Here is a 24,455-nt window from a genome sequence, read left to right as displayed (position 1 = left end):
TGATAATTGTGTGGTATTAAAACAAATCGTTGGTAACATTAAACCGAGGAACTGTGCAACCTAACGACTAAGAAATCGGCCCTATGGTACTTGAACTCCTTATCAATTGAAAACAAATAAATTAAATTAGAGAAAGCCTTCAAATCTTGCGACTTGAAGGCTTTCAATCTTCCAGTGATCCCTATGGTACAAAACCCGAACCTTTTTGTCTTTGATTTACGAAAATTGGCCGAAATAGCCTAACTGTACATTCGTACTTTTGTAAAATATACAGTAATCGCAGGCATTCGGCCAACCTCATTTTCCTAAAAAAGTTCTCATTAAAATAACCTTTCTTTATGGTAAGAAATATATTCTAAATATGAAAGGTATACACCAGGATTCTGTTGAAAAAATCGTCGGAAAACTCTTTCTCCTTCTTTTGTTTATCTGTAATGCTGATCCTGTCAGGGGACAGTTAGCAGCTGATTCGCTAACAGCCGCGCTCACTACACAATACCAGCAAAACGGTTTTCCGGGATTCAGCGTATCTATTGTAAACAGTGATAGCATTTTATACGAACATGCGTTCGGATTCGCTGACCTTGAAAAAAACATTCCTTACACCACTACTACGGTACAACCGATTGCTTCTATCAGCAAACTATTTATTGGAATGGCTGTGATGAAAGCTATCGAACAAGGCCTGTTTACACTGGACACTGACATCAACAGTATTTTACCTTTTAAAGTACAACATCCGTACGCGCCTAAAATACCCATCACGTTAAAACAACTCGTTACGCACACTTCAGGGATAATAGATAACCCTGTTGCATACAAAAAGACATACTTATACAATACCCCCTTGCAGGAAGACAATCCCATCTATAGTCTAATGAAATCAAAAGGTTATGGTGCAAAAGGCCAAGACACTACTTTAGGCGCATTTCTCCAGGATTATTTAAGCGCGTCCGGCACTTATTATTCAAATAATAATTTTGATAAAGCCGCACCAGGTAAAAGATATGAGTACTCCAATATCGGTTCTGATCTGGCGGCCTGGCTGATAGAACTTAAATCAGGTATTTCCTTCGCTCAGTACACACAACAATACATTCTGCAGCCATTGCAGATGACACATACCACCTGGTCTACCGCCACCGCAGACCAGGCAAAGCTGGCAACCTTATACACCGGCCTCAAAGTCTCTTATCCAAAATACAGTTCCGTTACTTATCCAGATGGCGGGCTTACCACTTCTTGTCATGAGCTGAGTCTTTTTCTGAAAGAAAATATTGCAGGGCAGGAAGGAAAAGGAAAAATTCTTACTGCTGCCTCCTACACCACCATGTTACAACCTGCATTTTCAACTGCTTATAATCCAAAGAATATAGATCCAGGAGAGCCTAATATTGGTGTGTTCTATGCCATGAAAAAAAATGGTATCATCGGGCATAGTGGCAGCGATGGAGGAGTTACTGCTTTCCTTTTCTTTAGCCCCACCAAAGGTTATGGCATGTTATTAATCACCAATACAGAACTGGAAGGACTGAATGGTGTGAACAAAAAATTGCTGACAGGATTTGAAAAGATATGGGGCACTATGAGCCACTACGCAGGAAAATTGCACCTGGTTAAATGATAAATACATAGGTTGTAAAGAGGTTATACAATCGAACTCGGCTAAAAACAAAAACCCGCGCTATGCGCAGGCTTGTAAGATATAGTACCGATATTAGTACCATCTGCATTCGATTTCTTAATATATTGCTCAATAACCGGCGTAATAATATGTTTGTCCTGTAAAATCTTAATACCCTTGGCTATACTATTGGATGCTGTGCCTATAGTATAATCCAAAGGATATTTATTGTAAACGGATATTGTAGCCCCATCACTAATACTGGTAACAATACTAGTAGGCTGCATATGATTGAAATTATCATAATTATAATCTGTAATCGTTGCTGCTAAATTTGACGGATTTCCCGGTTCATAGATTCGTTCAATAGTTTGTATCAACCGGTTATCCCCACTGAGAATACTATAATTAAAAATCCGGTATTCGGAAGTGGCGTTAAAAGTAGCTCCCGTGTTGGCTGGCGGCAGGTAACTGGATATTGGCATACCATTCGTCCCTATTCCATCAGTAGACATAGTATGCATAACGCATAAAGCACTATAGCTTCGATCGCTATCCGGGAATGCTGATTATACTAAAGCAACCTGGTGCAAGCCGGCCGGCCTCACTAGCGCTAAAAGAAAAACGGGCTAAAAAACTGCTGTTAGCGCCTAATCCCGCTACTGATCACCTGGTGGTAACATTACCTTATCCTGCAACAGATCATGCAGTATTACAGGTAGTATCTGTAAGCGGTAATATTTTAAGCAGCAAACGTGTTCAGAAAGGGTTGCTTCAGTCGGCAATTGAGACTGGCTCTTTACAGGAAGGCGTATATTTACTTGTTTACAGGAACGGGGCTGACATTGCGTCTGCGAAATTTGTAAAACAATTAGCATATCGGCGTTAGGACATTCAAAGTCGGCCTTGCCTTAAAGCCCGGAATTCTGAAATATTTAGCTAAATTGGACATACATATATACATAGAACTATGACAAAAAGTAAAGTACTCAGAATGGACAATGTAGGCATCGTTGTGGAATCTCTCGATAATGCCATCGCTTTTTTCACGGAGTTAGGTCTAACACTCGAAGGGAGAGGGAAAGTGGAGGGAGAATGGGCTGGCCGCATCACAGGGTTGGGTGATCAAAGCGTAGAAATTGCTATGATGGTTACTCCGGACGGTCACAGCCGGCTCGAGATTTCGCAGTTTTTAACTCCCGCTACTATCTCTGACCACCGTACTGCTCCTGTGAACGCGCTCGGCTATCTTCGTGTGATGTTCGCTGTTGATAATCTCGATGAGCTGCTATCCCGGCTGAGCAAGCATGGAGCCGAGCTTGTTGGTGAAATTGTTCAGTATGAAAACTTATATCGCCTCTGTTATATTCGCGGAACCGAAGGGATCATTATCGGGCTGGCAGAACAACTCAATAATTAAGTGAATAATCGACTGTGTTTTTTTTCTCCTGGTGTTGCTGTTGTAAATGGATGCCTTTTTGTCAAAATATGTCTTCTATAGTTTTATCAGCTATTACTTTCCAGCCTTTGTCATGAAATAATTTTGCTGTTGCGTAGTTAACGCGTCGTTTCAGGCACTACAGGGCGCGGCAGCGCTCCCATTCCGGGTAATTTTCTTTAAGACCATGGGTAACCATCGCTAAAATTTGAAAAGCCCTGCAACATCACGTTGCAAGGCTTTTTTGTTTTGGGGTAGGTAAATGAAATATGGTTGCCGCCAATTTGCGAAACGCCTTAGAGCGGCAGCCAGTAATTAAATCCTTTGCTTCTGGCCTCCGCCCAGCTTTGTGGTGCAGGCCAGCCGCTTCGTACCACATCGAGCGTAAAATCTGAACTCACAAACGTCAGCACATCCGTGTAGTCCTGGCCGATAACGTTTTTGTAATGAACGGTCAGGGTTTTGAGCCTGGGATCATAAAAATTGTTATCGCTCGATTGCTGTACGGTAGAATAGGCAAATGTGGGCGCCGGGAAATTGGTATTGCCGGCCAGCACAGGCTCTACCCGGTAAGTCCCGAAATCTTTATCTATCAGGCTAAGCACATTATACATCCAGCCGGCGCTGTGAAAACCGAACACTTCAAAGCTCCAGGCACTCGTTCCCCAAATGATGTATTTATTGTTGAGCAGGGGATCGTCGGTCATGCTCATGGGGGTGATGTATTTATATTTCCTGGTTCTGCCGTCAGGACTGTTTTCGCCGGCGTTGCCGGCCAGCTGTACAGAGTAGTATTTTCCCGCGGGAATTTTGGGAATGGGAAACCCCGACCAGTTCACTGTTCTGTCTTTTGTAACCAACAGCCCGGCAATCAGGAACTGAGTATACTGTCTGCTTAACGGAACATTATCCGCACGCAGGATTTTCAAAGAAAAGGCGTAATCTTCGTAGTCACTCATCTTCGCTCTTTCAATGGGTACATCAAAGATCAGCGAAGCAGAAGAGGCGCCTTTTTTTATTTCGACGACAAACCCTTTTTCCTTTTCGTTGTAGGGAATGCTGGGAGTATAAGCGGAAGGATCAGGAATTTTCTTAGTGGTATTTTTCAGGATATTATAATCTTCCAACGATTCCTCATCAAAGCCTACTACTATCCGGAGATCCTGGGCAGCGGGCAATGATCCGCCGATACCGATTTTGAATTTCACCTGTGCTACAAAGGTCTTTGTATCAATGATAGTATCCGAATCGTACTGGGCATTGAGGTACTTAATGGTATCCACGAAAGTATGCGCCGGGAAGTCGGATATTTCCCTTTCAGTAGCAGAGGTAGATTCCGCCGAAATAATATAGGCTTCCTGTTTGTAGAACTCTTTGTTTTCGTAGTCCGGTTTACCACAGCTGTGAAGCGCTACCATAGCGGAGAGCGAGAAAAATATAGTATGAATGCGTTTCATGATATCTGATTTAAGAATGAACTACCAGCCCGGATTTTGTGTAAGCGTGCCCCAATAGTTAGCCACCTCCTGGAAAGGGATGGGTAAAAAATAGTTTTTGGGTCTGAATACATATCCATCTATAACAGCCCTGTCGTAAAAGCCACCATCCGGCGCCATAAAATTGCAACCATAAACGAGGCCGCCCATACCCAGGCTATTGCCCCAGGTATCGCGGGTTGTTTTGCCGGCATCTTTCCAGCGGCGTGAATCAAAGTACCGTTTGCCTTCGAAGGCCAGTTCCACATATCTTTCGCGTTTAATTCTTTCCCGGGTAATTTCCTTACCCGCGGGTTCGTAGGCGGGCAACCCGGCACGGAACCGTACGAGGTTGAGGTATTTTAATATATCGGCATCACCGGGGCTAAATTCATTCAGCGCTTCGGCATAGGAAAGATAGATTTCTGCCAAACGTACCACATGATAGGGTTTGTCGTAGCTGCCACCTGCTTTCTGGTCGTCATCTGCCACCCATTTCACAATAGGGTAGCCGGAACGGGTAGAAGGTCTGTCTGACTGCAGGAAACCATCGAGCGCATTAGCTTTATAGTCGGCGTAATATAACGTTCCGTTATTCTGTTCATAGCCTCGTCCGATAAATCCGATCGTAGCATAAAATCGTGCTTCACGGTTCAAACAGCGGTTAGGAACCTTTGCATTTATATTCGACAGGTTAAAGCCCGTAATAATGGGCGTAACAGGATCTTTGCCGGTTCCTTTTATATAAAAGGCATCACCGCTTTCAGCGATGCCGTTATCATTATACAACTTCCTGGTTTCCTCGTCGATGGTAGCCCCGTTGTTCATAAAAAAGGCATCTACCAGTTTCTGTGTGGCATAAACCCGGGCGGTATTGATAGCGCCTTCGCCATTGTTATAGTTTCTCGGGAATCCAAGAATGGAGAGGTTATAGGTCTGGCTGGGCAAATTAACGATCCAGATCGCTTCCTTATTCCAGTAGGCCTTTCCGCCACTAAACAATCCCTTAAAGGAGCGATAGGGATCAATGCCTGCAGGTCCGTTGGGCCAGGCTACATTGTTCCCGGGAAAGTTGCCCAGCGGAACAGTGGTATAGCCGCTGTTGGCCGGTACAGTAAACAGTTCAAACTTACCCTGGTCAATAACGGCCCTGGCAGCATCGGCGGCTTTCTTCCATTTCTGCGGATCAGCAGCCGGTGCGAAATAGGCTTTCCCTTTTGCATCTTTGAAGTTGCTGTAATCGGGGTTTCCGTTCACCAGCGGGCTGGCATCCCACAACAGCACCCTGGCCTTGATGGCCATGGCGGCTTCGCGGGAAGGACGACCCAGTTCTGAGGTCAGCACGTTCTCCTTCGGAGGCAACTTGCTGATGCAACTATCCAGTTCCGATACAATGAAATTCACGCATTCTTCTTCTGTATTTCTATTGGTGGGTAACGCTTCGGTGTTGGAATAATCGATCGTTTTACTGACAATGGGAAAAGGACCATACAACTCCAGCATCTGCGAATAATAAAATGCCCGCAGAAACCTGGCATCCGCAGCATATCCTTCTACTTCACCCGGCGCAAGTAACTTATCGTTGGCCTTATGGTAGTTTTCCAGGAAAAGATTACAGGTGCGCACGGCCTTGTAATAGTTGGCCCAGAAACTGAATAGTGGATTGTCTGCATTGAACTTACCCTGCGCAAAAATGAGATTAGGATAGTTGTCCAATCCGCCATGGCCCTCGTCGTAATTGGTGTTAAATGGCCACGAGTATACCATATCAGCATAGTTGGGAATATTGCCGTAACAGGCAGCCCAGGCCTTCCGGATATCTACCCGTTGTGTCCAGATGTTATTGAGATTGTTTACCTCGTGCAGGTATTCATCAGCTTCGAGATAATGACAGCTGACAGCTGAAAAGATGAATAGCAGGGCTATGAATAATTTTGATATGCTGTTTTTCATGTACGCGGTTTTAAAGGTCAAATCCAATTTCCAGTCCCAGGGATATTGTTCTCTTCAACGGATAGGCATACGAGGAGAACTGCTCCGGATTCCAGTCTTTAAACCTGGAGAAGGTGATAACATTATCACATCTTCCATAGTAGTAAATACTTTTAAAAGGTGATTTTTTTGTTCGGGGCGTCCAGTTGTAACCTATTTCTGCATCAGCGATCCTCACGTAAGACGCTTCTCTTAACCAGAAGGTGGACGTTTGCGCGTTGTTCTGGTTATCGGTACCAAAACCCAGCCGGGGATAGGTGGCTTCAAAATTTTCGGTAGCGGTATTACCGGAGTAGGATGCCGGTGTCCAGTGGTTTTTGACGGCTGTTGTATAAACGGCGCCGTTTTCGTTGCCCCCGGCATTGTAAGGATTGAATGGTATTCTTCCGCCGGAGATGCTCCGGTACATGTTGAACTTACCGATTGCGCGGGTAGCAAAAGTCCATTTTTTATACCGCAGGTCGATGGCCAGGGAGTAACTCCATTTCGGATATACATTCCCGGTCCATATCCGGTCGTTAGGTGTGATTACACCATCACCGTCGATATCTTTGTACTTAATATCACCGGGCATTACTTTGTTCCAGGTTTGCACCGGGCTGTTATCGATATCTTTCTGATCTTTAAATAATCCCAGTGCAATATAATTCAGGCTGCGGCCCCAGTCGAGTCCTATGCCGCTCTGGTAGGCTACCTTAGGATCCAGTTGTCCATTTTCAAGGATGGTGTTGGTATTGTAGCTGACAATTCCTTTGATATAGTTAATCCTGAAATTATTCCATGATTTGGTATAGGTAAGATCGAAATCAATACCTCTTGATTTTGTTTTGCCAAGGTTTGCCCTGGGAATAGCAGGAAGGCCCAGTGTAGCAGGTAACCGGCTCAGATCAATCAGCTGATCGTTGTTGACATACTGGTATGCATCGATCACCAGTTTGGCTTCTCTGAAAAAACCTATTTCGGCGCCCAGGTTCAGCTTCTGGTTACGTTCCCAGGTGAGGTTCAATTGTTCCAGCCGCGATTCGCCCACACCGGGAATATAGCTGCCACTGCCCGCAGCCTGTCCGAATCCGAAGGTATAGCCGTTAACAGGGCCTGTAGTGGCCATATATCCGAAGCGGGTAGCATTACCGGGCGCGCCTACTGTACCATAGGATACCCTGAATTTCAGGAAGTCCACCACGTTGGAAATATTACCCCAGAATTTTTCGGAAGAAGGCACCCAGCCAAACCCGATGGAAGGAAAGGTAGACCAACGTTTATCGGGTGTAAACATCTGTGATCCGGATGCGCCAAAGTTGATATCCGTGAAATACCTGTCGTCCCAGCCTAATGTCAGTCTTCCTGCAACAGACTGTTCGCGCGCAGGCAGTGCGTTGATGAGCAACGTAGCGCCACTGCCATCGGGCGCATCGGTCAGGTATTCCCGCTGCTTGTACAGTAGTAAACCGGTTACTGCCAGCTTTTTAAAAAACGTTTGCACATAATTCATGCTGCCTTGTAGCTCTATTACACGGTTACCGGTGGGAGCTACATAATTAAAACTCATTTTGTCATCAAGGTCCGGTGTTTTATTAATGGTGACCAGGTTGCCCTGTTGGTCTCTGCCGGAGCCCATGTAACTGTTGGCAAAATCCGGCGCATGACGCTGATAGTTTTTGATATACTGATGGGCGTAAAAATTGCTTTTGGTGAAAGACGCAATTCCGTTCAGGAATAAGCCTTTTGTGATAAAGTCCAGTTTCTGTGTTACGTTTAAGTTGGTAGACATGTAATTGGCGTAACGCTTGATAAAACCGGTTTTGTTCAACAGGGAATAAGGATTTTGTATGCCAATAGGCTCTTCGGGGGCAGTACCATTTGAATATTCGGCCGGGAACAACGTAGGATTAATCATATTCATGATATCGAGTAGTTTGTCTACTCCCTGCCCCGGCTCCGTGGTGGTATTGTACCGGCCATCGAACCCGATACCCAGTGTTGTAGTTGGCGTCAGGTCGGCCTTCAGGTTGGAGCGGAAATTGAACTGGTTGTAGTTGGCGTTGGCAGCGCCTTTGCTGTTGAACATGCCTTTCTCATTGTAAAAACCACCAGACATGTAATAAGTCACTGCGTTACCGCCACCGCTGATGTTAAAGTTGGCTTTGTTCGAAGGATTGTTTTGTTTTACCATCGTTTTATACCAGTCTACATTCGGATAGAAATCCATATCGCTGTCGGCAAATTTTGCAATTTCTGCTTCTGTGTAAAAAGGGCGTTTGCCTCTCACTACCAATGCCTCATTCTTCATTCGTGCATAAGTGGGCGCGTCTACCCACTGAGGTTTGTAGGAGGCGTTGTTAACAGAGCTGGATGCAGAAACACGGATAGTTGGCCTCGAGGCGATCTTACCTGTTTTGGTGGTGATCACAATGATACCATTGGATCCTTCCAGCCCGTATACCGCGGTAGCGGATGCGTCTTTTAATATTGAAAAAGTGGCGATGTCGTTAGGATCAACGTCGTCGATGTTTCTCCTGAGACCATCAATCAATATCAGCGGTGCGGTATTGCCGGTCACGGAATTAATGCCCCTGATGATGAAGGAGGCGCCGTCCTGCCCGGGTTGACCGGACTGCTGCACAAAGGTAACACCGGCCACCCGGCCTGCGAGCTGTGTGGTAAGGGAACGGGTAGGAGCTCTTAGTTCAGTTGGGTTTACGGTGGTGATGGCGCCTACAACACTCACTTTCTTTTGTGTACCCATGGCCGTTACTACCACTTCATCTTTTGTAAGGCTTTCTGATTCCATTAAAACGGGGAATTTCCGGAGACTGGCATTCGGGATGTTTTTAATATCCACTTCCTGGGTTTTGTATCCTACCGATGAAAATACCAGTGTGGAATACCGGGAAATATTACTCAGGATAAAGTAACCATTTTTGTCGGAAACGGTTCCTACCAGCGGGTTTGCTTTCAGGTAAATACTGACGGAAGTCAATGGCTGTTGTTGAAGATTTCCGATGGTACCTGAAATGGTAATATTTGACCCGGCAGTATCTCTTGCAGCCAGCAGCGCAGAACGTGGTGTATGAAGCGTTACAAGTTTATTGTTATTAATCCTGAAAGAGATATCGGTTTCTTTCAGCAGTGCTGTTAATACGGTGGAGATGTCTTTACTTTTGCCGTCATAACTTCCCGCCGTTTTATCAAACATCGGATCTTCTGTATAGAGAAACCGGTATGGCGTGGTTTTTTCAATGTATTCAAGTACCTCCCGGATTGATTTTTTACCTACGGGAATACTGATTTGTTGTGAAAAAGCCCCAAGACATGGGCTTAAGCATAGTATGACGGTAAGATACAGCAGCAGCTTGCAGCATTTTTTCACGTTCATGTAGATTTTGGTTTATAAAATGAAGATTAAAGGCAAAAAGAGATACCTGCGGACTTCATGACGTCTGCAATACCCTGATATGTGAACCGGTTGTAGTTATAAAAATAGTTTTGCCGTAATGGATATCACCTGCACGGCGGATATCTACTGGTTGATGTAAATTTTGTTTCCTGAACTTGTATAATGAAATGGAATAGTTTGTTGCAGTGCCGGGATGATTTCGTATATGGATTCATCCGAAAATGTGCCGGTAATACGTATATCCTGGAATACTGTGTCATTAAAATAAATACTCACATTAAATCTTCGCTGTAGCTCATTAGCCACATCCTGGAACCTGGCGGAGCGGAACACCAGTTTATTTTTTAACCAGGCCATTTCATCGAAGCTGCTGTCGATCCGGTTAAACATCATATGCTGTAACGACACCGTTTCGTTATGTGTTTCTTTCGCCGCAGCAGGGGCGGTATACAGGTTTTGTTTTTGATTGATGATCACTTTTTCCCGTGGCCGGAGCAGGATCACCCGTTCAGGATCTTTTTCCGTGGTGAGCTGAATGGTGCCGGTAAATAGCGACGCCTCCACCACTGAATCCTCTGCGTAGGCTTTTACATTAAAAGTCGTTCCCAGTACTTTCACCTTTACGGTAGAAGTAGCAACGATCATCGGCATAGACGGATTTTTCTTCACGTCAAAATACGCTTCGCCTTCCAGGCTGATTTGCCGGTTCTTTATACCAAAATCTTTATCGTAGCTAAGCCGGCTGCCGGAGTTTAAGATCACAACAGATCCATCCGGCAAGTGAACGGTTGTTTTGGCGCCACGCTCCGTGTTGATCTTATTGTCGAAGGTACCGGCGCCGTCACGCCCGGCTACCAGGTATAATACTGTGATGACAACCAGGTTCAGCGTGGCAGCTATATACATCTTCGAATAGCGCCTGAAGTGGTGTTTAACGCCGGATACTGAAGGTTCTGCCGGTTCATCAGCTGCGGTCAGTTGCCCGAGGGCATGACGAAGGCGTTTCTCGCTCTGCGAGATCACAGCAGGTTCTTCTTCCGTAATAATTTCCAGGTTGAAAACAGAATTTAATACCTCGCTCTGCTGGAACTCCTGCTGATGCTTCTTTAGCAGGTCCTCCAACTCTTTGACCTCCTGATCAGAGATCTCGTGATTAAATTTTTTTGCGAGTAATTCCCAAATTCTGTCCATTAAGATGACGGTCGTTTATTAGAAGGAGTGGTAAAACGCCCCCTTACCCTTAAAGACAGAAAAAAAAATTATGTGGTGGAAAATATGAAGGCCTTGCTTAATTTCTTTAATGCAATTCCCATCTGGGTTTCAACGGTTTTGGGAGAGATATTTAATATTTCAGCGACATCGCGGTATTTGAACGACTCCTCTTTAACCAGCATGAATATGAGTTTGCATTTGGGAGGAAGTTGATTGATGGCGGTATTGATGCGGTGTAGCATTTCTGAGGAGATCAGTAGTTCTTCGGGGGAGCGCGCTACTTCCAGCCGGAAATCTTCGATGTTTTCCAGCGGCTCGGTCATGTTGAGTTGTTGTTTCAGGAACGTAAAGGCTTTGTTGCGGGCAATAACATATAAATAGACTTCGGGATTTACCACTTCCGATAGTTTTTCCCGCCGTTGCCATAGCTGTACGAATACGTCGCTGGCCAGTTCTTCAGCAGATTCACGCTGTTTTACCAGGGAGAAAATAAGCTTGAATATCCGGCTAAAGTATAAGTTATGCAGTTTCACGAGAACAGTCTCTCCATTTGCGGTTTGCAGTTGCTGGAATAGAAGCCCCGCTTCGGTCCCTCCTTTCATAACGAATTGGTAAATGCCTTAATAATAAGAGTATGCAATATTATAAAATACAGCGTCAGCATTTTCCGGTGCCTGCAGTATAGTCGGACTTGTTGATTGGAAAATTAAATTAAGGCCATGTCCTTGATTTACCAAGATTCGGATAAAATCCGGGGAGCAAAAGTCAAAATAGCATCATGATACTACAACTCCTTTGCCGGCAGGTTCCGCTGTTTACCACCCCATTCGCTGAGTTGTTTGAAGATAGGACCGAACTCTTTTGCCATTTCAGTGAGTTCATATTCTACCCTTGGCTGAACTTCGGCGCAAACGGTTCTTTTTACCAGTCCATCTTGCCGGTTCTACCTGGTAGCCCAGTGAGTTCTGTCTTTGGCGTTCAACGCCCTATGCCAATTCTCAACAGTTTTGAATATTTTCTCTTTCATAATGATTTTTTATATACTTTCTTTTTCGCAAAGTACATTACTTATTTCAGTAAGTATTGTTGCAAGGCTATCCGGTTGCGATAAAAAGGGTGAATGCCCACTTTTAAGCGTATATACTTTCTCACACGGTATTATGGTCTGCATTCTTCGTTGGCTGTTAATACTAAGGGCTTTATCATTTAACGTTTCAATATAGAATCTTTTAACAGGTACAGTAGCTAAGGTATCTACTTGGACGATTTCATTATAATTTTTAGGCATTATCGGTTCTGGTGTCAAGTTGTCAATAGCCCACCTTGCGACCGAATCGTTACAGTCTCCATAAAACAACTGTTTTGCCTTATTCCTATCTACGCTCACTGTTCCATTGTCTTGGTCTATGATTAAAGATGACTGCATAATTGACAATGTATCGTTTTCCATAATTTCCGGCGGAGCAATACCATCGGGCAACAGAAACGCCGATAAATAAACCAAGCCCTTTATTCGGGAAGGGTATTGTCGGCTCCCCCATATTTCGGCCGCAAGAATTAGAGTTATAAATTAATTTGAGGTCCCCCCATTTGTCGGGTCAGTGTGAGATAGAGAAAGCCGGGCTATCTAAAGATACAAAACTGATGGGAAAAAGATGTCTTTTCTGATGCCGTTGGTTTATATTCTACTGCCGCAAAAGACGTCTTTTTATCATCAGGATTTATTTTTATTTCTACCATCTCAATATTCGTTCTGTTTGCAATTGGCTACAAACTGAGCAGGTGTTAGCTCGTTTAATGAGCTATGTGGTCTAAAGGTATTATACTCTTGTACCCAGTTGCTAATTTTCTCATAGGCATCATCCAAGGATAAGAACCAGTTTACGTTTAAGCACTCATCCCTGAATGAACCGTTGAAGGATTCTATGAATGGGTTGTCTGTAGGTTTACCTGGTCTAGAATAGTCCAGCACAACCTTGTTTTCATATGCCCATCGATCAAAATCCTTCGAGATAAATTCACTTCCATTATCGACTTGTATCCGTTTTGGGACGGTGCCATTCTCCCGCTTAAGAGTTTCCAGAGCCTCCACTACATCTATCCCCTTGATGGATTTCCCGACCCGGATCGCATGGCAGTAGCGACTAAAATTATCGACTATAGTTAACGACCTGAATTTACGTCCGTCGAAGAGAGCATCGGCTACGAAATCCATGCTCCAACATTGGTGTAAATTAGTGATATTGGGTCTTTCCAGACGGTGTGCCGCTGATTTATTCCTTCGTGGTCTTTTGCTGCGTAGGTTAAGCCCTTCTTCTTTGTAGATCCTATGAATCCTTTTATGATTGTCCTTAAACCCCTCTCTGCGTAACAGTATGTAAATCCGCCACATCCCATATCTGACCCTCGCCTCTGAAATCTCGCGCATTCGTTGGCGAAGGTGCCGATCTTCTCGGCGGCGCGAACGGTAATGCCAATTGGACCAGGGCATGCAAACTACGCGGCAGGCTCTTCGAAGGGATACCTGGTAGTCGGCAGTTAAATGGGTTACCAACTGCCGTAGTTGACGGGTTTTCAAAGATTTTTTTTTAGCACATCCTGCAACATCTGTTTGTCCAGGCTTAAATCTGCGACAATCTGCTTCAGCTTCGCATTTTCGTCCTGAAGTTGCTTCAGTTGCCTTAGCTCACTCATTCCAAGTCCTCCATACTTTTTCTTCCAGTTGTAAAAAGTAGCTTCGCTGACACCCATTTGCCGGCATACTTCTTGGACCTTTACACCACTGTCCGCCTGCTTAAGCGCAAACACAATCTGGCTTTCGGTAAATTTTGTTTTTTTCATGAGCAATTTTTCATGTTTAAATTATGAATTATTGCCCGATTTCTCTACTTTTCAATGGCCCGATTTATTGGGAGGAGGTCAGAGGTCAAAAGATCCTAAGAAGATAGAAAAAGCACTATCAAGCTTTATCTCTTTTAAAGAAGAGTATCAAACGTGGTATTCGGAAGCTTGCGCTCTAATTAAAATTGTGTTGCCGGATCGACTAAGCGATTTTATTAAATTATATGAAAAACCTAAAACAAGAAAGGCCATAGAATATGGAAATTATGTGATAGAGGATTATCTAATTTCTTTGACCGTTAGAAGAGGAGGCGAATTTAAAGTTGGCCCTGAGGCGGCAATTCCTCAATTTGAACAACAGGTAAGCATTTTGAAATCAGTAGAAAGAAGGTTTGAAAGTTCCTTGTTTGATATCAGGCAATTAGTGCAAGCCGACTTATTTGATTCTGAACTTGAAGCAGCGAAAGAATTAGCCAAAAATAAATTCCATCGCGCAGCAGGTGCAATTGGAGGAGTTGTATTAGAAAAACACCTGGCACAAGTTTGTTCTAACCACAATTTGAACACCGCTAAGAAGAATCCCACAATAAATGACTTTAATGAGCTTTTAAAAGCTAATAACGTCATTGATATTCCTCGATGGAGATTTATTCAACATCTTGCCGATATAAGAAATGTATGTGACCACAATAAAAGAGAACCAACAGAAGATGAAGTAATAGACTTGCTTAAGGGCGTGGATAAACTTACAAAGACTCTTTTCTGATCTAAGGTCACTCAAAAATAAACTTGATAAACGATTCTGTAGATTAAGACATATAATGGAATTATGGCCACTTTATTAGAATATTTCAACAATGACTTTCCTAGGACTTTGGCCATAGGCCAATCCTATACATTGAAAGATCCAATAAGCGGTGAGGAAACAAATATAAATCTACAGTTACGTGTAGAGCTACAAACTGCAATTCGCTTTCTGACATACTATTTACAGCCTAATTCAGACCCAACTAGCATAATATATACTCTAACGACTAGCGTAAATGAAACAGTCAGTGAAACTAACTTTTTGCATGCTTTTACAAGTTCAATAGGAGACATCACAATAGGAAATAAATCCCCTACCTTTTCTAATAAAATATATTTCTATTATGAAGGTGACTTCCCAATAGAGGGTCTAACATTTCTTGATGAATTATCAAAAAAAAGTAATCTTAACATCACAATTAGAGATCAGAAATATTTACAAAGTAAAATGAAACTAGAAAGTCCAATAGCCTTCATATCACACGATTCCAGAGATAAGGATATTATCGCTCGTCCTTTGGCTCATTCATTAAACTCTAGATTATGTTTTGTCTGGTATGACGAATTTACACTAAAAGTTGGCGATAGCTTAAGAGGTTCAATAGAAAAAGGAATCAAAGAGGCTAAAAAATGTATTTTAATTTTGACAAAAAATTTTCTAACCAATAGTGGATGGACAAAAACTGAATTTGACGCTATTTTTACACGAGAATTGATATTCAATCAAAAGATAATTTTACCGATCTGGTACAATATTACCGTAGAGGAAGTATATGATTATTCTCCATCTTTAGCTGACTGTTTTGGTTTGACATGGCCCTCCAAAGAAAATAAAACAGAAGAGCAATACCAACAAGAGATTGAGGCTTTAGTTAGTAAAATTCATACTGCAATAACAGTGTGAAATTTTGCTTAAGGAAGCTTCCTCTAGTAAACAAAAGTCCTAAAATTAGTGCGAGAAAAATTTCACGTTATATTTCACGTTAAAATTGATTAAATTTATAACGATAAGTCAACCCGCATAAAACTAAGTAAGCCGAAACAGCGAACCCGCACTTTGATAGACTAACAAATAGACCAAAAACAAAAAACCCGCGCCAAGCGCAGGTTTCCCGTTTCTCCAGTGATCCCCTTGGGACTCGAACCCAAGACCCATACATTAAAAGTGTATTGCTCTACCAACTGAGCTAGGAGATCCTTTGCTGTTAAGCGGTTGCAAAAATAGGAATATTTTTATTCCTGCCAAATTTTTATTCAAAAATATCCCAAACCGGGCACCACAAAGTATTATAACACCACCCACCCAAAAATAGTTCATTACATTTCTGTAAATGCCTTGTAATAAATTGATGTTACTCACCTATTTTTGTGAAGCTAAATTATACCCATGAAAACGTACTTTCAGAATAAAACGGTTGTCATCACAGGCGGATCGTCAGGAATTGGAAAAGCCCTTGTAACAGAATTACTGGGACATGGTGCTCATGTGGCTGTTTGCGGCAGAAAGCAGGCTGCCCTCAATGACCTGCAACAGGAAGTCAATAACACCCGGCTGTTTACTTTCGTCGCAGATGTTAGTGTAGAGGCCGAATGTAAAGCCTTTATCGAAAGTACCATCAGTCAATTCGGAAAAATAGATATCCTTATTAACAATGCAGGCATTTCCATGCGCGCCCTGTTCCGCGATCTGGATGTAAGCGTGTTGAAATCGCTCATGGATATCAATTTCTGGGGAACCGTATACTGTACCAAATTTGCATATCCCTCTATTCAGGCTAACAAGGGAACGATTGTGGGAGTATCTTCCATTGCCGGGTACAGGGGCTTGCCCGCACGTACCGGCTACTCCGCTTCCAAGTTCGCCATGCAGGGTTTCCTGGAAGCGCTGCGCACCGAAAATTTACATACAGGCGTTAACGTGATGTGGGTATGCCCCGGATTCACGGCCTCGAATATACGTAACACCGCACTCAATCCGCGTGGGCAGGCACAAAGCGAAACCCCGCTGGACGAAGGTAAGCTGATGAGCGCAGAAGCAGTAGCAGCCGCTATTGCCACCGCTATCGCCAAACGAAAACGTACGCTGGTACTCACCGGCCAGGGCAAACTCACCGTGCTGTTAAGTAAACTCCTCCCCGGCTTCCTGGACAAAATGGTTTATAATCACTTTAAAAAAGAACCCGGTTCCCCTCTTCAGTAAGTAACCATTCTTTTCACTGTAGCCGTTAACGTTAGTGCAAAAAATTCCGCTTAAAATACGATCGCCTCGGCTTTTTTGTCTTTATTTGCACTAAGTTTAGTTCACTTAACCCCCAATGGCATCTTTTTTGGAAGGAAAGCGCACTTTTAATTTGCCATTCCGGATAAATGAAAAACGGATAGACGAGTGAGGACGGGAATTGATTCGTGGGTTTTGAACACTGGGATTTGGATTTAGATTTTCGGGCATGTCCATTATAACTTTAACATCAGACATAGGAATGCAGGATTACCTGGTAGGTGCCATCAAAGGGCAGCTCTGGCAATACTGCCCGGAATGTCATGTTACGGACGTCACCCACCATATCAGCCCCTTCAATCTACCACAGGCCACTTATATCTGTAAAAGCGCCTTTGCCTATTTCCCGCTCGGTACCTTTCACTTTGTATTAATCAATTTATTCGATAAACGCCCGGATCATGTGCTGGTAGCAGAACATAACGGGCAATACATCGGCTGCGCAGACAATGGCCTGCTCACCATGATTGCCGGAGGTATGCCGGAGAAGGTCATTAAACTGCCCCTTCCGCCGGATGCCCCCAAAAACACATTTACCATTATCCAGCTGCTGGCATCCGCCGCCCGGGAGCTAAGCCGCGGCAAAGCCCTCGGTGAACTCGGCCCGCTCACCCAGCAGATCCACGTAAAACACAACCTGCAGCCACTTGTGGGCGACGACTTCATAGAAGGACAGATCATTCATATCGACAGCTTCGAAAACGTTGTCGTGAACATCACACGCCAACAGTTCGATATGCAGTGCAAAAACCGGAAGTTCCGCATCTTCTTCCGACGCGATGAAGTCATCAGCCAGATCAGCGAAACCTATGCAGACGTTCCCGAAGGCACCAAGCTCGCCCTATTCAACGCTGCCGGCTACCTGGAAATAGCCATCAACAAAGGAAATGCCGCCGGCCTGTTCGGCCTGCAAGGCTTCCGCCGCGACCAGCTCACACAGCCAGCCGGCTACCAGCAACTGTCATACTACCAAACTGTTAGAATAATTTTTCAATGATTAACCGTATCGTTAAAATGGAATTCGACCCGGGAAAAGTAAACACCTTCCGGGAACTCTTTGCCAAACAACAGGAACTCATCCGCCACTTCCCCGGATGCCTCCACCTCGAACTGTGGGAACACGCAGCCTCCGGAAATACCTGGTTCACCTTCAGCCAGTGGGAATCTGAAACGGCACTCGAAAAGTACCGGCAATCCCCCCTCTTCCGGGAAACCTGGGCCGCCACCAAAGCGCTTTTCAATGCAAAACCTGCTGCCTGGACCGTCCAAACTGCCGTGAGCCTGTAACCAACAGCGCCTGATCATTGAATTATAATGCTTTTTTAATCTCCCGGAAAACTCCCTTCCGGCGCCCGGATGCGGCTAGCCAAAAGGGTAACAGCTAAAAAGATATTTACAAAAAGTTAAAACTGTTCGCCAGATTAGCATAATTTGCTGTTTTTTATATTTTTGTCGGACCTTAAAACAACCTTATGAATTTTAAAAGGACCAACAACATGGTCGGCTGGGTCATTTGCATCATCGCCTGCTTTGTTTACATTAAAACGATGGAAGCTACAGGCAGCTTGTGGGACTGCGGCGAGTTTATTTCAAGTGCTTACAAAGTACAGATTCCCCATCCGCCCGGAGCGCCATTGTTCGTGTTGCTTGGAAGATTGTTTAGTATGTTCCTGAAACCATCTCAGGCCGCCCTGGGCGTAAATACCATGACAGCCCTGGCCAGTGGTTTCACTATCCTGTTCCTGTTCTGGACCATTACCCACTTCGCACGCAGACTCATGGTGAAAGCCGGTGAAGAGATCTCACGTGAAAAAATGATCGCTATCATGGGCGCAGGCGCCGTAGGCGCTTTAGCATACACCTTCTCCGATTCATTCTGGTTTTCCGCCGTGGAAGGTGAAGTATATGGTATGTCCTCCTTCTTTACCGCCATCGTTTTCTGGGCCATCCTGAAATGGGAACATGAAGCCGATGAACCCTATGCCGACCGCTGGATCGTCCTTATCGGGTACCTCCTCGGCCTCTCTATCGGTGTCCATCTGCTCAACCTCCTCACCATCCCCGCTATGGTAATGGTGTACTACTTCAGACGCTTTAAAGTAACCGGCTGGGGAACCTTCTGGGCCTTCGTTATCGGTTGCGGCGTCACCGGCCTCGTACAGAAATACCTTATCCAGGATACCGTAAAGGCCTCCGGATATATGGACGTTTTCTTCGTAAATAGCCTCGGAATGGGATATTTCTCCGGATTTACCTTCTATTTCGTACTCATCATAGCCTTGCTGGTAATCGGTTACCAGAAGCCAAAGTTCGGTATCTACGCCCCCTTCATCGTAATCGCTACCATCATCCTGGTACCCGCGTTTAACGAGGCAGGCTCCGGTGCCATCTTCTTCAAATTCCTGCTGGCCGCTTTCTTTATAGCCATCCCATACCTGCTGAAAGCCGTAGGCGTGAAAATGGATATATCCAAAACAGCACACTTCAGCCGGCTCACGATTTCCTTCGTGCTGTTCATGCTCGTAGGATACTCTACTTATATTACCACCATGGTACGCTCTACTGCCAATCCTTCAGTAGATATGTACAACGTAGATAATCCCATCTCCCTGGTAGGTTACCTCGGTCGTGAACAATACGGCGACTTCCCGCTGGTATACGGCCAGGTGTTCACTGCCCGCCCAACAGGTTACAAAGAAGGCGGTAACATCTACGCACGCGGCGCAAAAAAATATGAAATCGCCGGCAAGAAAATGGAACCGGAATATGACCCGGCTGATATGATGCTCTTCCCACGTGTTTGGGACGCCAGCAACGATCAGGGCCACGCCGATTACTACCGCACCTGGCTGGGCCTCCAGCAAGGTGAAAGACCAGGATTTGGCGATAACCTCAAATTCTTCCTGCAATACCAGGTGAACTTCATGTATGCCCGCTACTTCCTCTGGAACTTTGCAGGTAAACAAAACGATACACAAGGCTACGGCAACGTACGTGACGGTAACTGGATCTCAGGCATTCCGTTCATCGATAACTTCTTATATGGCGACCAGTCCATGCTACCGGACAGTCTGAAAAATAACAAGGCTCACAACACCCTGTTCTTCCTGCCATTTATTCTCGGGGTCATCGGTTTCTTCTATCAATATAATAATCACCGTAAAGATACCCTCATCGTATCTCTCCTGTTCTTCTTCACAGGCTTCGCTATCGTCATCTACCTCAACCAGGCAGGTAACCAGCCGCGTGAACGTGACTACGCCTACGTAGGCTCCTTCTACGCATTTGCTATCTGGATCGGTTTAGGCGTACTGTCGGTATACAGCTTCCTGAAAAAGAGGATCAAAAGCGCCATCACCCCCGTATTGGCTACAGCTATCTGCCTGCTCGCCGTACCGGTATTAATGGCCTTCCAGGAATGGGACGACCATGACCGCTCCACTAAATACGTAGCCAGGGATGTGGCCAAAGATTACCTGGAATCCTGTCAGAAAAATGCGATCCTGTTCACCGTCGGAGATAACGATACCTATCCCCTCTGGTACGCACAGGAAGTAGAAGGCATCCGCCCCGATATCAGGGTGATCAACCTCAGCCTCCTCGGGGTCGACTGGTACATTGATCAGATGCGCAGAGCCGTAAACCAAAGCCCTGCCATCCCAATGACCTGGTCTGCCGATAAATATAAAGGTGAAAACCGCAACTATATCCGCTTCTTCGATCCGGGAAATATTCCTGCCGACAAATACTTTAACCTGAAAGAAATCATGAACTTCATGGGAAGCGATGATGTAAACAGTAAAGTAACCACGCAGGACGGCGGCGCAGAAAACTTCTTGCCTACCCGTCAGCTGTTTATTCCGGTCGACAAACAGGCGATCCTCGCCAATGGCGTAGTAGCGGCAAAAGATAGTGCGAAGATCCTGCCTTCCATGCCTTTCAAAATCACCAAAAGCTACCTGCTGAAAAACGACCTCGCAGTATATGACATCATCGCTGCCAACGACTGGAAACGGCCTATCTATTTCACCAGCCCTACCGATCTTGGCCTGAATGAATATATGCAAACTGATGGTCTCACCTACCACCTGGTGCCTTTGCCTAAAGCTACATCTACCGATCCGCTGGGCATGGACATCAACGCGAACGTAGGTGTGATGTATGATAACCTGATGCACAAATTTGAATTCGGTGGCGCTCAAACACGCGGTACCTACTTCGATGAGCCCAACAGGAAAATGATCATGTACCTCCGTCAGGCATTTACCAAACTGTCTGTAGCCATGACGCAGGAAGGCGCCTCTAAAGACAGCGCCCTCAACGTGCTCCGCTACATGGACAAAAACATAATGGAAACCAACTTCCCTTATGCCATGACCACTCCGGGTAACATGCACAACTATACTTCTATTCAAACCATCTACGCCTACTATATGGCCGGTGATGCGAAAAGAGCAGAAGAACTGTCGAACCAGGTGATCAAAGACTGTGAGCAGCAACTGCGCTACTACAGCTCACTGCCGCCAAACAGAATGACCAACGACTTACAACGCGATGGCCAGAATGCACAACAGTTCATCACCTGGTTAAACCAGATGAAAGGCGAGTTTGGCCCTAATGGTACCAAAAGAAACAAAGACGGCGCCGGCGCCATACAAGTAAATACGGAAGATTCTACACCGGTACCAAAGCCGGCAGATTCAGCGAAGTAACCGTACTTCCGGATATAAAAAAGAGAGCCCGTACCAATGGTACGGGCTCTCTTTTTTATCAATATAATTACTCTGCTCTTAAACTCTTAACCGGGTTGGCCAAGGCAGCCCTGATGGCCTTATACCCTACCGCTATCCACGCAATTAAAACGGACAATACAATAGCCAATACAAAAATGCCCCAGCCCATGTCTATATGATAGTGGAAACCAAGTAACCACTTCTTCATAAAATAATATCCTACTGGAGCTGCCACCAGGAATGCAATACCTATTAACGTGGTAAACTCCCTGGAAAACAGGTACAATATACTTTGTACAGAAGCCCCCAGTACTTTACGGATACCTACCTCTTTGGTTTTCTGTATTACCATAAAAGAAACCAGCCCATATAATCCAAGACAGGAAATAAAAATGGCCAGGAAGGCAAATACCTTGAACAACGCTGCAGTAATGGCTTCAGCCCTGTAGAAGTTCCCTATCTGGTCATCAAAAAAAGTACAATCATAAATGTAAGTAGGATATATGGCAGTGAATATCTGCTCTACCTGCTTTAACGTAGCAGGTACTTTTTCAGGATCCAGCCGGAGTGCCAGCGTGCCATAATCATTATTATCAGCCGAAATTACAGATGGTGAAATCTCATCTCTCAGTGAATTATTATTAAAATCGCGTAATACGCCCGCCACCGGGAATTTACGGGAGCCGTTATCAACCGCAACTATCTTCCCGATAATATCCTCTGCAGAACGCAATCCCAGTTTTCTGACCACCGTTTCATTTACCAGTACTTCCCTTGTGCTATCATCGGAAAATGGATAACGTCCCGCCACCAGGCCCAAACGGAAGGTATTGAAATAACCGGTATCGGCATTGATCCGCTTCACGCTGTAAGGCTGCCTCTTAGCTTCGTTATTATAATAGAAATCGGTGAACCGTCCGAAATGGGAAGATGGCTCTATAGAGCATAAACTGCCCGCTTCTACTCCAGGCAGCTGCAAAAGCCGCGATTTCAAATGGGAATATTTTAGTCTTAAAGTACTATCGCTGGGCAGTTCTAGCAACACCACCGCTTCTTTTTCAAAGCCCATGGGTTTTTCCCTGAAATACTTCATTTGCTTTACCACCACCAGTGTACCTATTACCAGCAACTGTGCTACCACAAACTGGAATACCACTAAAGCCCGGCGTAAGGAAATACCACTTGCCGGACGGACGCTGATCCTGCTCTTAATAGCGGCCACCGGGTTGAATCCCGAGAGCACAATAGCAGGGTAAAAACCAGCCAGGAAAGTAACTATCACACCGGATAATATTAAAAAGAGTAATATCGACGGATGGCGCAGCGGATTCAACTCCAGCGTTTTTCCTACCAGGTTACTCAGGTAAGGAATAGCCAGCCAGGCCATTATGCTGCCCAATATGATGGCGGAAGCCGTGATCAGTGCAGTTTCTCCCAGGAACTGTTTTAATAACTGGAGACGGTTACTGCCCAGTACTTTTCTGATACCAATTTCTTTAGCCCTGTTAACCGATTGCGCTGTAGCCAGGTTAATGAAGTTGATACAGGCCACCATCAACAGGAACAGACCTATGATAGCCAACGCCCATAGTTCTGTGGCCGACAGGGAGTCGTCTTTTACGGTAGCATAACGTTTGTCGAGATGCATTTCCTTCAGCGGCTGAAAAGTCAGGCTGCTAAAGCCTGTTGTCTGATCCGCATTCTCCCGGTAATTATTTTTCACAAATGCCGGCAGTTGCGCCTGCAGCCTGCCTATATCATCTTTCGGGGAGATGAGCGCAAAACATTGTGTTCCGCCGCTAAGCGAGCGCCAGTCTTCCCGCGTCTGACGTTCATGATCGTCCATCCTGAGCCAGGTAGCATGAGATGCTGCCATACGTACCGGCAGATCTGTATTATATGGCAGGTCTTTAAAAACGCCGGTCACACGCAGTGGCACGCGGTAAGACCATAGTTGTATTATTTTGCCAATGGCGTTTTTATAGTTGCCAAAATAGGCTTCGGCCATACTTTGCGTAAGCGCCACGGTATTGGGTTCCTTTAATTCCGCTGCACTTCCATAGAGCCAGGCAAAATCGAAGATGTCGAAAATAGCAGGTTCCACAAAAAAGAGGCCCCCCGCTTTCTTTAAATTTTTTCTCTTCGCCGCCGTTTTCCCCCGGAACATATACCTGCGCGCCGCCGATATATTCAGCAACCGCTACTTTTTCAAGGGAAGGAAAATCCCGTCGCATGGCAGATGCCAGCGGCGCCGGCACCATACTATGCCTCCACTTTTCACCGGTGCTGCGGTTGGTGAAAGTGGTCACTACCCGGAAAATTCTTTCGCGCTTACTTTGATAAGTATCATAGCTCATCTCGTTGCGGATCACGAGGAAGATCAACAGGCTGGCGCCGATGCCCACGGCCAGTCCTGTGATGTTGAGCAGGGAGAACGATTTCTTTCTCCAGAGTGTTCTGAATGATAATTTGAAGTAGCTATTGATCATAACAGGAAGTATTGCCGCTTTGCCTGCAAAAACCGGGACAGGAATATATTTATTTAATTTTCAAAGAGATATAAAAAAAGAAGCCGTGCGAATGTTCAGTAAAGAACAGGGAATGTCCGATATCGAACATCCATAAAAAATCCGGAGATCCCGGCCAGGCCGTTATCTC

20 protein-coding genes and 1 tRNA gene are annotated in these 24,455 nt (G+C 45.0%); 9 read left to right on the top strand and 12 right to left on the bottom strand.

What is annotated here, in order from left to right; translation table 11 throughout:
• The first annotated feature begins 361 nt into the window (after positions 1–361).
• Positions 362–1,624: a serine hydrolase domain-containing protein gene (locus QFZ48_RS22815; RefSeq protein ID WP_429063760.1), complete on the top strand. Its 1,263-nt coding sequence runs from the start codon at positions 362–364 to the stop codon at positions 1,622–1,624.
• 41 nt (positions 1,625–1,665) lie between these two features.
• On the opposite strand, the gene QFZ48_RS22810 is transcribed toward QFZ48_RS22815, so the two are convergent.
• A complete protein-coding gene (locus QFZ48_RS22810) occupies positions 1,666–2,139 on the bottom strand; it encodes a hypothetical protein (protein WP_429063759.1) in 474 nt (157 codons plus the stop codon).
• Positions 2,140–2,186: 47 nt separating this feature from the next.
• Between QFZ48_RS22810 and QFZ48_RS22805 the strand changes: the two genes are divergently transcribed.
• The gene (locus tag QFZ48_RS22805) at positions 2,187–2,513 is read left to right on the top strand and encodes a T9SS type A sorting domain-containing protein (RefSeq protein WP_429063757.1); all 327 of its coding nucleotides are present in this window, start codon (positions 2,187–2,189) and stop codon (positions 2,511–2,513) included.
• An 81-nt stretch (positions 2,514–2,594) separates the two neighbouring features.
• Positions 2,595–3,044, top strand: coding sequence for a VOC family protein (locus QFZ48_RS22800; protein ID WP_429063755.1), 450 nt, complete (start codon positions 2,595–2,597; stop codon positions 3,042–3,044).
• Positions 3,045–3,358: 314 nt separating this feature from the next.
• Here QFZ48_RS22800 and QFZ48_RS22795 read toward each other — a convergent pair whose 3' ends face one another.
• The 8 genes from QFZ48_RS22795 to QFZ48_RS22760 form a co-directional block, all read right to left on the bottom strand.
• Positions 3,359–4,519, bottom strand: coding sequence for a DUF1735 domain-containing protein (locus tag QFZ48_RS22795; RefSeq protein WP_429063753.1), 1,161 nt, complete (start codon positions 4,517–4,519; stop codon positions 3,359–3,361).
• Positions 4,520–4,540: 21 nt separating this feature from the next.
• Positions 4,541–6,490 carry a RagB/SusD family nutrient uptake outer membrane protein gene (locus QFZ48_RS22790; RefSeq protein ID WP_429063751.1) on the bottom strand — a complete coding sequence of 650 codons (1,950 nt, stop codon included), beginning with the start codon at positions 6,488–6,490 and terminating at the stop codon, positions 4,541–4,543.
• A 10-nt stretch (positions 6,491–6,500) separates the two neighbouring features.
• Positions 6,501–9,905 (bottom strand): SusC/RagA family TonB-linked outer membrane protein, encoded by a 3,405-nt coding sequence (locus QFZ48_RS22785; protein WP_429063749.1) that lies wholly within the window; start codon positions 9,903–9,905, stop codon positions 6,501–6,503.
• A gap of 144 nt (positions 9,906–10,049) precedes the next feature.
• Positions 10,050–11,117, bottom strand: a complete 1,068-nt coding sequence (locus QFZ48_RS22780) for a FecR family protein (protein ID WP_429063747.1) — start codon at positions 11,115–11,117, stop codon at positions 10,050–10,052.
• Positions 11,118–11,185: 68 nt separating this feature from the next.
• The gene (locus tag QFZ48_RS22775; protein ID WP_429063745.1) at positions 11,186–11,740 is read right to left on the bottom strand and encodes an RNA polymerase sigma factor; all 555 of its coding nucleotides are present in this window, start codon (positions 11,738–11,740) and stop codon (positions 11,186–11,188) included.
• Positions 11,741–11,922: 182 nt separating this feature from the next.
• The gene (locus QFZ48_RS22770; protein ID WP_429065536.1) at positions 11,923–12,066 is read right to left on the bottom strand and encodes a winged helix-turn-helix transcriptional regulator; all 144 of its coding nucleotides are present in this window, start codon (positions 12,064–12,066) and stop codon (positions 11,923–11,925) included.
• Positions 12,067–12,174: 108 nt separating this feature from the next.
• A complete protein-coding gene (locus QFZ48_RS22765; RefSeq protein ID WP_429063743.1) occupies positions 12,175–12,588 on the bottom strand; it encodes a hypothetical protein in 414 nt (137 codons plus the stop codon).
• A 291-nt stretch (positions 12,589–12,879) separates the two neighbouring features.
• A protein-coding gene (locus QFZ48_RS22760) for an IS3 family transposase (RefSeq protein ID WP_394349268.1) occupies positions 12,880–13,979 on the bottom strand; the annotation gives its coding sequence in 2 pieces (ribosomal slippage) (positions 12,880–13,724 and positions 13,724–13,979; 1,101 coding nt in all).
• Between QFZ48_RS22760 and QFZ48_RS22755 the strand changes: the two genes are divergently transcribed.
• Entirely contained in the window at positions 13,978–14,745 is a 768-nt protein-coding gene (locus tag QFZ48_RS22755; RefSeq protein ID WP_429063741.1) for a hypothetical protein, read from the top strand. The two genes, QFZ48_RS22760 and QFZ48_RS22755, sit on opposite strands and share 2 nt — an antisense overlap.
• 63 nt (positions 14,746–14,808) lie before the next feature.
• Entirely contained in the window at positions 14,809–15,690 is an 882-nt protein-coding gene (locus QFZ48_RS22750; protein WP_429063739.1) for a toll/interleukin-1 receptor domain-containing protein, read from the top strand.
• Positions 15,691–15,910: 220 nt separating this feature from the next.
• Here QFZ48_RS22750 and QFZ48_RS22745 read toward each other — a convergent pair.
• Positions 15,911–15,983 (bottom strand) — tRNA-Lys (locus tag QFZ48_RS22745).
• Positions 15,984–16,173: 190 nt separating this feature from the next.
• Here QFZ48_RS22745 and QFZ48_RS22740 point away from each other — a divergent pair.
• The 4 genes from QFZ48_RS22740 (at position 16,174) to QFZ48_RS22725 (ending at position 21,776) form a co-directional block, all read left to right on the top strand.
• Positions 16,174–16,986, top strand: coding sequence for an SDR family oxidoreductase (locus QFZ48_RS22740; RefSeq protein WP_429063737.1), 813 nt, complete (start codon positions 16,174–16,176; stop codon positions 16,984–16,986).
• Positions 16,987–17,233: 247 nt separating this feature from the next.
• The gene (locus QFZ48_RS22735) at positions 17,234–18,061 is read left to right on the top strand and encodes an SAM hydrolase/SAM-dependent halogenase family protein (protein WP_370913288.1); all 828 of its coding nucleotides are present in this window, start codon (positions 17,234–17,236) and stop codon (positions 18,059–18,061) included.
• Positions 18,058–18,351: a putative quinol monooxygenase gene (locus QFZ48_RS22730; RefSeq protein WP_429049418.1), complete on the top strand. Its 294-nt coding sequence runs from the start codon at positions 18,058–18,060 to the stop codon at positions 18,349–18,351. Before QFZ48_RS22735 ends, QFZ48_RS22730 begins: the two co-directional genes overlap by 4 nt.
• Before the next feature lie 185 nt (positions 18,352–18,536).
• Complete coding sequence (locus QFZ48_RS22725; protein ID WP_429063736.1) at positions 18,537–21,776, top strand: glycosyltransferase family 117 protein; 3,240 nt, start codon at positions 18,537–18,539, stop codon at positions 21,774–21,776.
• Positions 21,777–21,843: 67 nt separating this feature from the next.
• On the opposite strand, the gene QFZ48_RS22720 is transcribed toward QFZ48_RS22725, so the two are convergent.
• A complete protein-coding gene (locus QFZ48_RS22720; protein WP_429065533.1) occupies positions 21,844–23,880 on the bottom strand; it encodes an FtsX-like permease family protein in 2,037 nt (678 codons plus the stop codon).
• A complete protein-coding gene (locus QFZ48_RS22715; protein ID WP_429063735.1) occupies positions 23,777–24,286 on the bottom strand; it encodes an ABC transporter permease in 510 nt (169 codons plus the stop codon). Before QFZ48_RS22715 ends, QFZ48_RS22720 begins: the two co-directional genes overlap by 104 nt.
• Positions 24,287–24,455 lie beyond the last annotated feature (169 nt).

It is taken from the genome of Chitinophaga sp. W2I13, assembly GCF_050434005.1.
Lineage (GTDB): Bacteria > Bacteroidota > Bacteroidia > Chitinophagales > Chitinophagaceae > Chitinophaga.
This window is presented reverse-complemented; position numbering and strand designations above follow the sequence as displayed.